14 protein-coding genes and 2 pseudogenes are annotated in these 12,231 nt (G+C 60.8%); 8 read left to right on the forward strand and 8 right to left on the reverse strand.

The annotated features are described in order from the left end of the window. Positions 1-23: 23 nt before the first annotated feature. Positions 24-1,379, reverse strand: coding sequence for a hypothetical protein (locus ACT17R_RS00200; RefSeq protein ID WP_444808762.1), 1,356 nt, complete (start codon positions 1,377-1,379; stop codon positions 24-26). A 56-nt stretch (positions 1,380-1,435) separates the two neighbouring features. Between ACT17R_RS00200 and ACT17R_RS00205 the strand changes: the two genes are divergently transcribed. Then, positions 1,436-1,909, forward strand: a complete 474-nt coding sequence (locus tag ACT17R_RS00205) for a hypothetical protein (RefSeq protein WP_444808763.1) — start codon at positions 1,436-1,438, stop codon at positions 1,907-1,909. Between the two features lie 494 nt (positions 1,910-2,403). Here the strand turns inward: ACT17R_RS00205 and ACT17R_RS00210 are convergent, their stop codons facing one another. The 3 genes and pseudogenes from ACT17R_RS00210 to ACT17R_RS00220 all read right to left on the reverse strand — a co-directional run bounded on the left by ACT17R_RS00210 (position 2,404) and on the right by ACT17R_RS00220 (position 4,661). Beyond that, complete coding sequence (locus ACT17R_RS00210; RefSeq protein WP_444808764.1) at positions 2,404-3,135, reverse strand: PEPxxWA-CTERM sorting domain-containing protein; 732 nt, start codon at positions 3,133-3,135, stop codon at positions 2,404-2,406. Positions 3,136-3,573: 438 nt separating this feature from the next. Next, positions 3,574-3,879: pseudogene (locus tag ACT17R_RS00215) on the reverse strand (transposase); the annotation flags it as partial. Positions 3,880-3,884: 5 nt separating this feature from the next. After that, positions 3,885-4,661 carry a sialate O-acetylesterase gene (locus tag ACT17R_RS00220; RefSeq protein WP_444808765.1) on the reverse strand — a complete coding sequence of 259 codons (777 nt, stop codon included), beginning with the start codon at positions 4,659-4,661 and terminating at the stop codon, positions 3,885-3,887. Between the two features lie 27 nt (positions 4,662-4,688). On the opposite strand from ACT17R_RS00220, the gene ACT17R_RS00225 reads away from it, so the two are divergent. Further along, entirely contained in the window at positions 4,689-5,795 is a 1,107-nt protein-coding gene (locus tag ACT17R_RS00225) for an acyltransferase family protein (RefSeq protein ID WP_444808766.1), read from the forward strand. Here ACT17R_RS00225 and ACT17R_RS00230 read toward each other — a convergent pair. Further along, positions 5,779-6,159, reverse strand: coding sequence for a hypothetical protein (locus ACT17R_RS00230; RefSeq protein WP_444808767.1), 381 nt, complete (start codon positions 6,157-6,159; stop codon positions 5,779-5,781). The genes ACT17R_RS00225 and ACT17R_RS00230 overlap by 17 nt on opposite strands. Before the next feature lie 20 nt (positions 6,160-6,179). Here ACT17R_RS00230 and ACT17R_RS00235 point away from each other — a divergent pair, with 20 nt between their 5' ends. After that, positions 6,180-6,998, forward strand: a complete 819-nt coding sequence (locus ACT17R_RS00235) for a helix-turn-helix domain-containing protein (protein WP_444808768.1) — start codon at positions 6,180-6,182, stop codon at positions 6,996-6,998. Positions 6,999-7,277: 279 nt separating this feature from the next. Further along, positions 7,278-7,991: a PEPxxWA-CTERM sorting domain-containing protein gene (locus ACT17R_RS00240; RefSeq protein ID WP_260833951.1), complete on the forward strand. Its 714-nt coding sequence runs from the start codon at positions 7,278-7,280 to the stop codon at positions 7,989-7,991. Positions 7,992-8,108: 117 nt separating this feature from the next. Here the strand turns inward: ACT17R_RS00240 and ACT17R_RS00245 are convergent, their stop codons facing one another. Further along, positions 8,109-8,267 (reverse strand): hypothetical protein, encoded by a 159-nt coding sequence (locus ACT17R_RS00245; protein ID WP_186402028.1) that lies wholly within the window; start codon positions 8,265-8,267, stop codon positions 8,109-8,111. Between the two features lie 218 nt (positions 8,268-8,485). On the opposite strand from ACT17R_RS00245, the gene ACT17R_RS00250 reads away from it, so the two are divergent. Next, entirely contained in the window at positions 8,486-9,037 is a 552-nt protein-coding gene (locus ACT17R_RS00250; protein WP_444808769.1) for a DnaJ domain-containing protein, read from the forward strand. Positions 9,038-9,190: 153 nt separating this feature from the next. On the opposite strand, the gene ACT17R_RS00255 is transcribed toward ACT17R_RS00250, so the two are convergent. Then, positions 9,191-9,565, reverse strand: coding sequence for a glycine zipper 2TM domain-containing protein (locus ACT17R_RS00255; protein ID WP_062902567.1), 375 nt, complete (start codon positions 9,563-9,565; stop codon positions 9,191-9,193). Between the two features lie 358 nt (positions 9,566-9,923). Between ACT17R_RS00255 and ACT17R_RS00260 the strand changes: the two genes are divergently transcribed. The 3 genes and pseudogenes from ACT17R_RS00260 (at position 9,924) to ACT17R_RS00270 (ending at position 10,739) form a co-directional block, all read left to right on the forward strand. Continuing rightward, entirely contained in the window at positions 9,924-10,190 is a 267-nt protein-coding gene (locus ACT17R_RS00260) for a hypothetical protein (RefSeq protein ID WP_186402030.1), read from the forward strand. Positions 10,191-10,211: 21 nt separating this feature from the next. Next, positions 10,212-10,295: pseudogene (locus ACT17R_RS00265) on the forward strand (Fic family protein); the annotation flags it as partial. A gap of 57 nt (positions 10,296-10,352) precedes the next feature. Next, positions 10,353-10,739 carry a hypothetical protein gene (locus ACT17R_RS00270; protein WP_444808770.1) on the forward strand — a complete coding sequence of 129 codons (387 nt, stop codon included), beginning with the start codon at positions 10,353-10,355 and terminating at the stop codon, positions 10,737-10,739. Between the two features lie 137 nt (positions 10,740-10,876). Here ACT17R_RS00270 and ACT17R_RS00275 read toward each other — a convergent pair whose 3' ends face one another. After that, positions 10,877-12,073 carry a tyrosine-type recombinase/integrase gene (locus ACT17R_RS00275; protein ID WP_444808771.1) on the reverse strand — a complete coding sequence of 399 codons (1,197 nt, stop codon included), beginning with the start codon at positions 12,071-12,073 and terminating at the stop codon, positions 10,877-10,879. Positions 12,074-12,231: the final 158 nt, after the last annotated feature.

The raw sequence follows: 12,231 nt of genomic DNA on the forward strand, positions 1-12,231 counted from the left end.
GCCGACCTGGCGGCGGCCTTCGCTTAGGCCGCCGGCGTGCGATCAGGCGCTGCGTCTTTGGGTGTGCCGCCTGAGAGAGCAGCCCCCGCGATCGCGGGATAGAAGAGAAAGCTGTTGAACAGCGCGTCGATCGCGGACAGCAAGAGGAGCAATATGGCGAGCCGCGCGCCCGCCGCGTTCGGTCCGCCCGAACGGGCGATGGCGGCAAGACGCACGAGCGCGCCGCCAAACGCCCCGCCAAGCAGCGCAAGCCCAACGAGGCCGTAGGCACCGAGGATGAGAAGCGGGAGCCCCCAGGGGCGCGTGCCCGCGGGCCGGAACCAGTCCCATCGCCCGGTGCCCCCAAATATATCCCTGCGCAGGAGCGGCAGGGTCTTGAGATCCTGGCTGACCCGCCAAGTTGCCGAGCCGCGCCCGCTCGCGCGCAGCGCACCGACAATCGCCTTGCCGGGCGCGGTGTCGGTGGCGATGCTTCGCAGCGGTACGGCGCCGCTCACATGGAGCGCGCCGACCGCGAGCGCACCAGCGAGCGCCATCGGCAGGGCGATGCGGAGCGTGCCGAACAGGCGCGGCATGAAGAGAAGCCCCAGCCCCGCCGCCAAGAGGATGATCGCTCCCGCCGATTGCGCGGCAAGCGTTGCGGCCGCGAGCAGGACGGCGGCGACGCGCCACCGCGCTGCCGCCCCCTCGCCCGCCGCATCGCGCCATCGCCAGGCCGCTGCGAGCGCTGCCCCGGCAATCCACAGTCCATATTGATTGCCATGTTCGAAGAAGAGTTGCGGCCGGAAGCCGATGTAGCGCTCGATGCCATCATGCGCGAAGGGATTGGCCCCGTAGATCAGCGTTTGAATACGAAAGCGCGTCAAACCCTCGATCAGCGCGAAGGGAAGAAGGAGCAGCGTCAGCCCGGCCAGCAGTCCCGCGAATGCGCGGGCATCGTCGCGGCCGCGAAGATAGAGTTTGCCCGCAAGCCATGGCAAACCCCAGGCGCCCAGAAGATAGAGCGACGCAACCGGCGGCGCGGGCGACGCGCTCCCGACGAACGCCCCCTGGAGGAGCGGCCAGAGGCAGAAGCCGGCAATCGGCAGGTCCCACCAACGCAAGGTAAGACCGCCCCAGCGCGCGCGATCGAACAGCGCGGACGCCAAGAGGGCGATTGCGGGGGCGGTCCATTGTTTGGTGACGAGCTGCGCCGAGGGCAGCCCACTGCCCACGATGGTGAAAGTGAAGCTGCCGGGCGGTGGCAGCGGCCCATAGGCCGCCGGGGGCAGCAGTAGCCACCCGCCGATCAAGGCTGCCCAGAATGCCTGGCGCGGCGGCACCGTGCGGAAGAGGATGATGGCGACGACGCCCCAGAGGATATGCGCGGCGATCAGCACAAGCTGGTCTTAGCCCCCCGCGAGGGATATTGAAGCCCCTTTAAAAGGTGGGGGGCTTGATGGACGCGACCCAATGGGCGGGACTTGTGGCTTTCGGCGGCGCGGCGGCCGCCTGCCTGTCGCTGCGCGTGCCGTCGGGGCGGATACTCGCGGCGGTCAATGGCTGCCTGGCTGCTGAATGCGCGCTCGGCTTCCGCCACGGCCTCCACGACCAAGTGATAAGCCTGCTGGGCGATTATTATCCCGAACGTCAGCCGTTCCAGATCGCGCTTGTGCTGATCGCCGCCTTTACGGGACTGACCCTCCTCGCGCGGCGCTGGCGGCGCACCCGCAAGACTTCAGTGAATGTCCCGCTGATCGCGACCGGGGCGGCTCTCTTCCTCTTTGCAGTGGAGACGATTTCGCTGCACGCGCTCGATCGGTTGCTCTATCGCCCGGCGGGCCCGGTGCTGGTCATCGGATGGCTGTGGATCGCGACCGGCTCCTTGACGATGGTGAACGCGATCACCCGCCGGGAAAGGCGAGCGTAAGCCAGCGCATGTATTCGCGACTATGGCTAGCCCTCAAGTTAGCTTCTTGCCCCCGCTCTTCGCTTGACCAAGGACATTTGCGACGCCTGCAAGTCTATAAGTTAATCAGCTACTGCGATAGCGGCGGACCCGCCCAAATCGGTGGCAGTTCCACTGACCTTGCGCGATGCGCCGAGACGAAACCCCGGCCCCTCGCGACCCAGCCTGGCCGAGAATTGCAGCGCACTGCCCGGCTGCCTCCGGAATGACTCTGGAACGCTGCGGTGACCAGGAGAATTGACCCTGCCCTGGTCCAGCGCCGCGAAGGCTTGACACGTGCCGGGGTAGTGGCAAACGCCGGGCCCTGCAGCGTTTATCGAACTGGTGAATATGCGCCCGACCTGCGTCCCCACGGGAGCGATCAGATCGTGCGCTGCGAACCCGGGATGATAAAGCAGCAAAAGGGCCGCCGATCAACGAGATCGACGGCCCTGCTCAATTTCAGGTAAGCTGGATCAGCCGAACGAGACGCGCACATTCGCGTCCTTGCGACGCGACCGCATCGCTCCGCCAATCAGGCCGAAGCCGAGCAGCATGAGCGCCCAGGTCGCCGGCTCGGGAACCGCGGCGGCGAGCTGGCTGACACCGCCGAGCCGCACCTGACGCATGTCATGGATGCCCGTCGTCGACGGATTGGCAACAAAGCCGGCGCTGGTGAAGACTTCGCCCGCATCACCGTAAATGCCGAACCAGTTGTTGCCATTGGTGGCAACCGACTTGGTGATCGAGGCAGTCGTGCCGTCGGAGAGAAGGTAGGTGAGAAACACGCTCGTCGCTTCGTTCAGCGCGTTGCCAGGGACGGGCGAGAGATTGAAGATTGCCGATTCGAAGCCATAGCCGGTCTGGATGGTGAAAGTCAGGGCGTTAAGAAGACCGTCAGCCGATTCAACGCGCGCCTGGCCATTGGCACCACCGACCAACGTCGAATCGGTGCTGCTGCTAAAGGTCAGGCCAACGCCGCCCACGCTGCCAGTGACCGTCGAACCGCTGCCGCTGTTCACAAGCACATTGCCGTCGGTGCTGACGCAGTTTGCGCTGGTGCAGATGAGGATGGCAGCGTTAGCCGGCGTTGCCGAAAAGGCGAGCGCGCCGAGGAGGGCCGGAGCCACAAGTGATTTGAGTGCGAACTTCATGACAAACGTCCCTTGAGAATTGAGATGCGCGACCCACGCGCCTTCGCTCGTCATCCGAGTCGATTTAGGTGCTCTTAACATTTCTTAGGCGCTGCAACATGATTTTTCCGGGCGCTTCGGCGCGCTGCCTGTCTCAAATTAACACATAATAAGAATCGGCTGAGCCATGCTCATCAGTTTTGCCGTCGGCGGGGGCCGCCGGAGCAGAAGCTGCCGTCCGTCATCTGCTCGAACTGGCGGCTTTGGCGCGGCGCTCGTTGGCGGAACGCGCCGCCGCACGTTCAGACTTGGGAAAAGTCCATTGGGCTTTCCGACGCTGGACCGAGCACGAAAGCGCGAAAGCGCAGCGTCTTGGCTCAGACCGCTACGGCGAGACAATTATTGAGCCGCGGCCACGTCGCCTAACGCTACTTTGGCAGAAGTTTGATTGTCGGGGCGGCGATGCGATATCCGCATTGCGGACAACAAGCGGGTGGGGGCCTGGACAGGTGGTCAAGGATGGCCTGGCGGACTGCCGGTAGGCTGGGTTGCGGTGGCGGGCCTGCGATTCTTTTTTTCCAGTCCCGCCTGAGCGAGGCGGCGGGATTGCAGGAAGGCATATGCGATCATCGTCATGAGGGCATGGCGATGGAGACCGGTCCAGGATCGCCCTTCAAAATGGTCGAGGCCAAGCTCTTCCTTCAGTTGCTGATGGGCTTGTTCGCAAATCCAGCGCGCCTTGATGGCGGCGGTGATATCCTTGACCGGCGTGTCTGCGGGCAGGTTCGAGAGATAATATTTGCGCTCGCCGCTGGAGCGATCAGCTATCGGATTACGCTAAACGCGGTGCGGCCGAGATCTGCGATCGCGGAAGCCCGAAAATGATATTGATCACGGTAGGGTAAGCGATCAGTGTCGATGAGATGGATCAACGGGTGCGTAGCGGCAACCGCTGCTTGAGCCTCCCTGACTCGTTTCAAAAAAGGATAGGATTTCCAGCTATTGGGAAGCCGCGAAATCAGGATATGTGCTGTCGGCCCGAGAGCCGCGCGCAAGTCGGCGCACAGCAAGGTCAATCGAGCATAGCACGCATCCGCGAGGTTTTCGCTTACGCCCTCGCTCTCCCCGTTCACCATAAACGCGACGACATCATCCCATGGCCCTCGGGCAAGGCCCTCTCGGGCATACGACTGAAGCCAGGCTCGTTGTGCTGACTGCGCTATCCATTGTCCCAGGTTCGAAGCATCCTGTTGGCGCTTCATAATCAGGAGACGGCTTTCGGCATGCGGGTTCGCGCTCGCCCAGGATGCCGCAAATCCCCCCTCCGGGCCCCATGCAGACGGCCCGTCGGGAAGGTTCGAGTGAGAAGGGTGATACGGCACCTGATGGAAAGCGCGGCCGTCCGAATATCCCAGCTGAACCTTATCGCCTGGAATCGTAAGTATATCTGGCGGGAATTCTGCCCGATCAGCTGTCAACGCCGCAGTCGTACAACCATATGCGATCGCGTTCGACTGGCCGAACAACAATAAAAATGTGCGCCGCGGCGCAGGATTCGTCTCGGATTGTGACATCAATGGTCCAAATAAAGCTTTTGCCATGCAGCACCACGGTCTAGCTGAAGCGCTATGGGGAACTCAACCGGGCAACGCATCCAGACGCTGGACGGGTTTCGCGCTCTCGCGATCCTGCTTGTAACCGCTTTCCACTTTACGATCACTTTCACAGCCCCGCGCGATCCGTTGAGTCATATCCCTGTCACGTCGCCTTTCTCCGGCTTTCTGCCCTTCGAATATGGATGGATCGGCGTCGAACTTTTTTTCGTGATTTCGGGGTTCGTTATCCTGATGACCCTTCGGAAGAGCGCGGGGATTTTGGACTTCGCCCGCCGCCGTATTGCGCGCATCTGGCCTCCGTTAATCGTCGCCGCGACGCTGACTGCGATAATCGTTCGGATAATTGGCCCCCAAGACTGGCACACGATGCCACAGGACTATGTGGCTAGCCTCCTTCTTCTAGACCCGAAGTTCATGGCGATTGCAGCTCCGGATCTGCCCGTTAAATGGGTGGACCCCGTCTATTGGAGCCTCGCGGTAGAAATACGATTCTATGCGGTGGCGGCGGCAATCTACGCGGTCTCGCGCGAGGCGTTTATCCGAAATTGGCTGATCTGGCAGGCAGCGGTTGCTTTCGCGGCCCTGATTATTGGCACTGAGGGCATGGCCGGACTGATTATAACGGTAGTGGGCATGCCCAAATACCTGCCGTATTTCACATTCGGCATCTGCTGTTATGAAATCTGGTCACAAGGCAGCGAGCGTCGATGGGCCTTGGCTGGCGCGACCCTCCCGGCGCTGCTGGTGCTTGAAGCGTCGTTGTTTCACGCCGACACCCGATCGCCCCTCGTGCTCGTCGTGGCCAATACGGCGATTTTCTCGCTCTTCGTCCTCTTCCTTCGGGGAAGCTCGACGCTTGCGATCTTCTCATCGCGACCGATGCTCCTGATCGGACAGACGTCCTATTCATTTTACCTGATCCACGACTTCATAGGCGTGTCGCTTATCCGGCTGTTTGTTATTGCCGGAGCCCCATTGCTCGTAGCGGTTCCAATCGTTTACGGGATTTGCCTCGCTGCGGCGGTCGCTATGTTCCGATCGATCGAAATGCGTGGGAAGGATCTCGTGATGCGCTGGACCGACCGCTTAACAAGGCCTCAGCTCATCCGAAACTTGTAATCATTACGCGCGCAGTACGCCGCCCGTCGAGCTGATCATGAGCGAGCGTGAGGCAAGCAACGTCTGATGTTCCCCACCTCAGCTTGAACGTGATGTCGTCAGCGACGACGCTATCGACGCTATCAAATTCATTCTGAAGGACCAGATTCTTCGCTGATGGCTCAGAAATGTTGCTCGCGATCTTCGCAGAATTGCGGTTGCCGACCCGATTTCCGCCCAGATTTACCGGCAGCAATTCCGAATTCAGGAAGCTCGCTCTGGATTGGGCAGGAAAAACCCTGCGCGGTGCCCATGCCTTGGCGGAGCAGTGTTTGGCGATGGGGCGCGATGCCCTTCCCCCTCGCTCGACGGTACACTGCAGCATCCCAGCCACCGCCTGTCGCATTGGGGGCTTCGCACCTTGTCCTATCTGAGGGAGCCTATATCGCCGCGTGCACCGCCCGTCGGCGCGGTCGCCAATTCTCGCGGCCTCGTCGCCCAACACATCTCCTGCTGAGAGTGGCCGCTAAGGAAGTCTTAACCCAATTTCTCCACTCTATGATCCCAATGGCCGACCATCTTTCCCCCGATCCGAATTTCGCGAGCGAGCGCCGAAGCGCTCGCCGCAATCTCCCGCTCCTTATTGAAGGCCGCCTGAGTGACGGCGAACGGCTCGCGGTTCAGATATACAATATTTCCGAAACCGGCCTGCTTATGGAATGCGACGCTGACCCCAAGGCCGGTGACCGGATCGAGGTGGATTTACCGCATGCCGGGCTGGTTTCAGCCAAGATCGTGTGGACGAGCGGCCTCCTCTTCGGCTGTCAGTTCCGGAAGCCGCTTTCGGCTGCGGCGTTGAGCGCCGTTCAGCTGCGCAGTGCAGCTACGCCGCATCTCGACGCGCTACCCGAAGAACGCCGCACGATTGCCCATTTCGGCGCGCGCTTACAAAGGCTGCGTGTCCGCAAGGGCCTAAGCCAGGCCGATATCGCGGCGCATCTCGGCGTTAGCGCGCCTTCGATCTCGGGTTGGGAAAAGGGCCGCGCCCGCCCCAAGAATGCGCGCCTCGATGCACTTGCCGAACTGCTCGGCGTATCGCTCGATGAGCTGATCGACGAACCCGAACCGGAGTCCATCCAGACCGTGATCGATCGCAGCCGCGAGGAGATCGCGCGTGCCGTCGGGACAAGTCCGGAAAAGGTGAAGATTAGCGTCGAGCTTTAACCAGGCGCTCGGCTTCCGCGCCTTCCGAAAATCTGTTCGTTGCGTGGTCTGCCGCGTCGGCAGGTACCTAATCCTGCGCGCCTAATCCGCGCGCGCCATTCATCGCGCTACTCTGTTGCCGCTGTGGTCGATCTCTGCGTTCCCATCACCAATCAAGCGCGATGCCCAATAGCGCCCCCCAATGCCCCGTTTTGGCACAGCTGCGCAGCGTGGCGAACTGATTGACTCCCCGCGCAATATTTCTTACTTTTTGTTAATCATCATCAGGGGAAGTTAACGATGCGCATCAAGACTCTGCTTTGCAGCGCGGCCCTCGCCGCAAGCTCCGTGCTTCTTGCCGCGCCCGCCTCGGCCGCAACCTCGCTCGATACGACGCAGCCATTTACCGGTGCGTGGAGCCCGTTCGGCGACCCTGATACCTCGGCCTATGGCCAGACCTTCACCGTCGGCGCTGACAATGTCCTCGACAGCTTCTCGCTGTATCTCACCGGAGGGGTCACAAACCCGGTCGATTTCCGCGCCTATATCTACGGCTGGGACGGATCGAAGGCGACCGGCGCGCAACTGTTCGCCAGCAGCCTGCAATCCTTTACCGGATCGCTCTACGACAATCCGACCGAGTTTCTTTTCTCGACCGGAGGCCTTGGCCTGACGACCGGCGCCCAATATGTCGCCTTTCTCTTCGCGGATTTCTCCGGCGCTGAGAGCACCGCATCGATGCCCTATTCGGGTAGCTTCGGCAGCGAACAGATGCCGGGGGGCGGCTTTGTCTACTATAATGCCGGCGACAATTTTGGCGCGCTGACCAGCTCGACTTGGAACAAGGCCTCAGGAGACGACGACGTCTGGTTCAAGGCGAGTTTCTCGCAAGGCGACGTGGGCGCTGTTCCCGAGCCGGCAACCTGGGCGCTTTTCCTGTTCGGCTTCTTTGCCGTCGGGGGCTTGATGCGTTCGGCGAAGCGCGAGCAGAAAGTTCGCGTAACCTACGGATGAAGCCCTAAGGCCGGTAGCGCTGTCGGGTTCCCTGCTGACCTTCGGCAGGGAATATCGGGAAATCATATTGCCGGAAAATCCGGCCGATCTTGATGTGGGGCTATGGCGAGATGGCGCCTAATGCCCCGCATTTTCGATCGCCACATCATGCAGCGTCATCCGCGCCCCCTTGCTTGGGGCCAGCGCTAAATCGGCGGGCGCGATTGCGGGCCGCCAGGTATCCAGATCTGCAAAAATCTCTTCGGTAATCCCGTGCCCGAGTTGGCCGCGCTTCAAAGACGCGCAAATGCGGTCGCAAGCTTGAACTCTGCAAGCAAGGCATAGGGACCGTTCCCTCGAGGGGGCGTTGCGCAACGCCTGGCTATCGCCTAGCCAGCGCAAGGGCGCGATAGAAAGGCGTAATCCGCCGAACTGTCCGGGCAGAAATCCGGACTATCGATCGCGGTAATGCAGCGATGCATCAGGACGCAGACTTCACCGACGATTAAGAAATATTGCGTGTCGATTGGCGCCGCGACGCCAAGGCACTTGAGACGGCCTATCGCTCACTCGCCAAAATTTATCATCCCGATCATCACGAGACGGCTGATGTCGTCAACTTGAACCAGATGATCGAAGCCTATCGCAAGCTGCGTGATGCTGAATTGCGTGCAGAATATGATCTACTCCACAAGGCCCATCGTCCCTGGGCTGACGGCGTACAATCGGCGAGCGCCGGCCTTGATATCGACACCCAGGCAGCGCTGGACGATGCGGATGCCCAAAGCCGTATCCTGCGCGAGCTGTACAAGCGTCGCCGACAAAATGCGCAGGACGCCGGCGTCGCGCCCTTCTTCCTTCAGGAAATGCTCGGGTGCAGCGACGAGCATTTCGATTTTCATCGATGGTATCTGAAATCCAAGGGACTGATCGAGACAAACGAGCGCGGAACGCTGGCGATTACCATCGATGGGGTCGATCATGTGATCACCACGTCGCGCACGACGGCCGCAGAACAATTACTGATTGCCCAAACGCGCGAGCGCAAGGGTGAACCAAGGCCATAATTGCCGACGTCAGTCCAGCGTCCCCTCCGCATTTCCGAAGCTGCCGACGACGCGACCGCCAGCGAGGCGGGCAGCAACTCTCGATGACTTGCGAACGAGCTTCAGGCCGACCCGTCGGTGTGGCCGGCCGTCCGCTCTGCTTCGCCTATCGGTTCAGCGACACTTCAGCTCCCCGCGGTCAATGGCACGGCCCAGCAGCCCACCGCCTGCAGCGCCGATGATCGTTCCTACGGTCCGGTCGCGCCCGCTGGCGAGCTCACGTCCCAACAATGCGCCGACCGCAGCGCCGATAATGAGACCGGTTGTTCCGTTGTCCCGTCGGCAATAATAGCGCCCATCCCGGCCGCGCCACACACGATCGCCGCGCGACAGTCTGCGCGGCTCATAATATCGTCCGTTGCTGTCGTAGAGACTGCGCTCCTTGGCACGTTTGCCATGGGCCGGCGCCCAGGGCGGAGGTTCGGCAAGAGAAGGTGTTGCCGGCGCTACCAGGCTACCGAGCAGAACTGCTGCAATAATCTTCTTCATACTTCAGCTCCCAATCGAGCAAGGCGGGTATCTGCCCCGGACGAGCCGGGCTGTGCTTCGTTGAAGCTAGTACCCGACCAACGTAAGACCGAACGCGCAAGCCCGACCATTTTGCGATGGTCCTGCAACGGCCAATCCGCCGATAGGTTGCCAGCAGCCGAATGCCTTGTCCCAAGCGGCAGATGGGCACGGCGATACAAGCTGAGGCCGCATGTTACGGTCTATCGAAAGCAGCCAGGGCCGGTCAGACGTCCCTTGAGGCTTCGCTCTGACATCGATCGTCGATGCTTTGAATGCGCCGGTGGGACGACAATCCGTACGATTTCTGGTAATTTCCTCGCCACGGTATCAGCATTGAATGACCATTAGGGTGGGGGCGAAGCGGATGACGGAAAATTTTGGAGCGCTAGTAGGCTGGGCCCATCATGATGCGGGCGACAAGATCATGCTCCGGCTCGAGAGCGTCAAATCGTCAGAAGCCGCAAGAAAGCACGATCCTGATCTTAGCCGTTTTGTGATGACGAAGCAGCAAGCTGCCATTCTTGGCAATTACCTCATTCAGATTTCCGGACTGTCGCCGCATCATCATGGAAGGCGCGGATGGGCCCGGCGCCTTTTCGGCTGATGGCCCCTCGGTCTTAGCGCACTGGCTCGGTCGGGTATTGCTCACCTGTGGTTTGAATCCATTCACCCTTTCAAAGACGGCAACGGACGTCTCGGTCGCGCCATTGCCGAAAAGGCGCTAGCTCAAGGCCTCGACGCGCCGGCGATTACCGCTCTTGCGGAGATGATCCAGCGGCATCGCAAAGATTATTACACGCAACTTCAGCGAGCGAGCGTGCCGAACCGTATAGACGAGTGGCTCGACTGGTTTTTCGATATTGCCCTTGCGGCTCAACAACGCACGCTCGAGCGGGTTCACTTCCTGATTGCAAAAACCAAGCTGCTTGATCGTCTTCGCGGTCGAATCAACGTGCGACAAGAAAAGGCTCTTTTACGAATGTTCGCGGAAGGGCCGGATGGCTTCAGAGGAGGTCTGAGCGCCGCAAATTATCGTACCATAACAGGTGCGGCCACGGCGACAGCCACGCGAGACCTTGCTGAACTGGTGCTGCTAGGCGCGCTTCGAAAAGATGGGGAATTTAAGCGCACGCGATATCGCCTGCGCACTTAAGGCGAGCAGGCGGACAAAGCCGACGCTCCGCCGCGAAGTAGAGCATAATGGCCAACAAAGGCTGCAGTTTGCCCGACCGCCGGATGCGGTGTGATCCCGCCGACGCACGCCTAATCGAGGCTGCTTCCATTTGGGACTTACAGCATCGCCTCGGCAGGGCCTCCGGCACAATAGCTTCCCCACGCGTCCATCAGCCTGACGCGCGCGCCGGGCCGGCCCGGCGTACCAAGATAGGTTGTGCGCCGATAAGCCGCCTCCACGGCATCGGGTGTCTTGTGAGCCAGCGCCGCGTCTACCACCGCATCGGCGAAATCATCGTTCGCCGCCCAGTCGGTAAAGGTGGAACGGAAGCCATGGACATGGAAGGGCACCTCCATGTCGCGTAACACCTTTAGCAGGGTCATGTCGGACATCGGCTTTCCGGCCGCGCCCGGGAAAACGACATTTGTATCGGGAAGGCGAAAGGCATTCGCTTTGGCCAGCACCGCGAGAGCCGCGTCGGACAGCGGAACCATATGTGCCTTGCCCCGCTTCATGTGGTCGGCTGGTATTGTCCAGAAGCGCTCCTCAAGATCGAACTCCGCCCACGTCGCGAGCCGAACTTCCTGGCTGCGCACGCCGGTAAGGATGAGCAGTTCGAGCGCCAACCGTCCGAAAGTAGGCTTTCGCCGTAGGGTTGTGATGAAGTCGGGCAACGCGCTGTAAGGCATGGCCTTGCGATTCTCTCGCGATTTCACCTGACGGGGCAACCCTCGCCCGGCTTTCAGGCTTCCACTGCCCGACGGAGCTTCGGTAGAGCGCCAGCCTTTCGCGTTCGCATAATCGAGAACAACGCAGATACGGTTGCGGATCTGACGCGCCGTATCGGGAATCTCCTGCCAGATCGGCGACAACACCTCGATAATATCGGCGGCAGTGATTTGCCCGGTCGGAAGATCGCCCAATTTAGGAAAAACGTAGCTCTCCAGAGACGCGAACCACTGGCGCGCATAGATGGCGCTTTTCCAGCTGGCGGCATTCTCGCTATGATATTTGCGCGCCGCTTCGCGGAACGTCACCTTGGCGGCGGCTTCGGCCTTCCTCTCCGCCAGCACATCGCGTCCGTCGATCTTGACTGCCTTGCGAATTTCATGGGCTTTCAGCCGTGCCTCTATAAGCGGAAGCAGCTTGGCGCTGCCCAGGCCGATATCATGGCGTTTGCCGTCGCGTTGCAGCCGGAGAAGCCACGAGGCGCCTCCCCGCTTATCGACCTTCAGAAACAGCCCGTCACCGTCCTGATAGGTCCCAGGATTTCCCAATGCTGCCTTGACCGCCAAAGCTGTTAGCTTTTTCATAGGTTTAATCCAATTTTTTTCCCCCACACTTCATTTAGGGGTCGAAAAACCTTCCCCCACATTTTCCCCCAACTTTTTTTCGCGCTGCAGTGATATGGCATGGGATGCAGAGGACCGACAAAGGGCTAATACCCCAGGTTTTCTGCGGCTTCCAGCGA

It is taken from the genome of Sphingopyxis sp. Q841, from assembly GCF_052384365.1.
GTDB lineage: Bacteria > Pseudomonadota > Alphaproteobacteria > Sphingomonadales > Sphingomonadaceae > Sphingopyxis > Sphingopyxis terrae_A.

What these genes read in the sequence shown, in the direction of transcription:
- ACT17R_RS00210 (WP_444808764.1), bottom strand. Translation starts at nt 3,135, where the DNA reads ATGACGAGCGAAGGCGCGTGGGTCGCGCATCTCAATTCTCAAGGGACG.
- ACT17R_RS00220 (WP_444808765.1), bottom strand. Translation starts at nt 4,661, where the DNA reads ATGGCAAAAGCTTTATTTGGACCATTGATGTCACAATCCGAGACGAAT.
- ACT17R_RS00225 (WP_444808766.1), top strand. Translation starts at nt 4,689, where the DNA reads ATGGGGAACTCAACCGGGCAACGCATCCAGACGCTGGACGGGTTTCGC.
- ACT17R_RS00230 (WP_444808767.1), bottom strand. Translation starts at nt 6,159, where the DNA reads ATGCTGCAGTGTACCGTCGAGCGAGGGGGAAGGGCATCGCGCCCCATC.
- ACT17R_RS00240 (WP_260833951.1), top strand. Translation starts at nt 7,278, where the DNA reads ATGCGCATCAAGACTCTGCTTTGCAGCGCGGCCCTCGCCGCAAGCTCC.
- ACT17R_RS00255 (WP_062902567.1), bottom strand. Translation starts at nt 9,565, where the DNA reads ATGAAGAAGATTATTGCAGCAGTTCTGCTCGGTAGCCTGGTAGCGCCG.
- ACT17R_RS00260 (WP_186402030.1), top strand. Translation starts at nt 9,924, where the DNA reads ATGACCATTAGGGTGGGGGCGAAGCGGATGACGGAAAATTTTGGAGCG.
- ACT17R_RS00270 (WP_444808770.1), top strand. Translation starts at nt 10,353, where the DNA reads ATGATCCAGCGGCATCGCAAAGATTATTACACGCAACTTCAGCGAGCG.
- ACT17R_RS00275 (WP_444808771.1), bottom strand. Translation starts at nt 12,073, where the DNA reads ATGAAAAAGCTAACAGCTTTGGCGGTCAAGGCAGCATTGGGAAATCCT.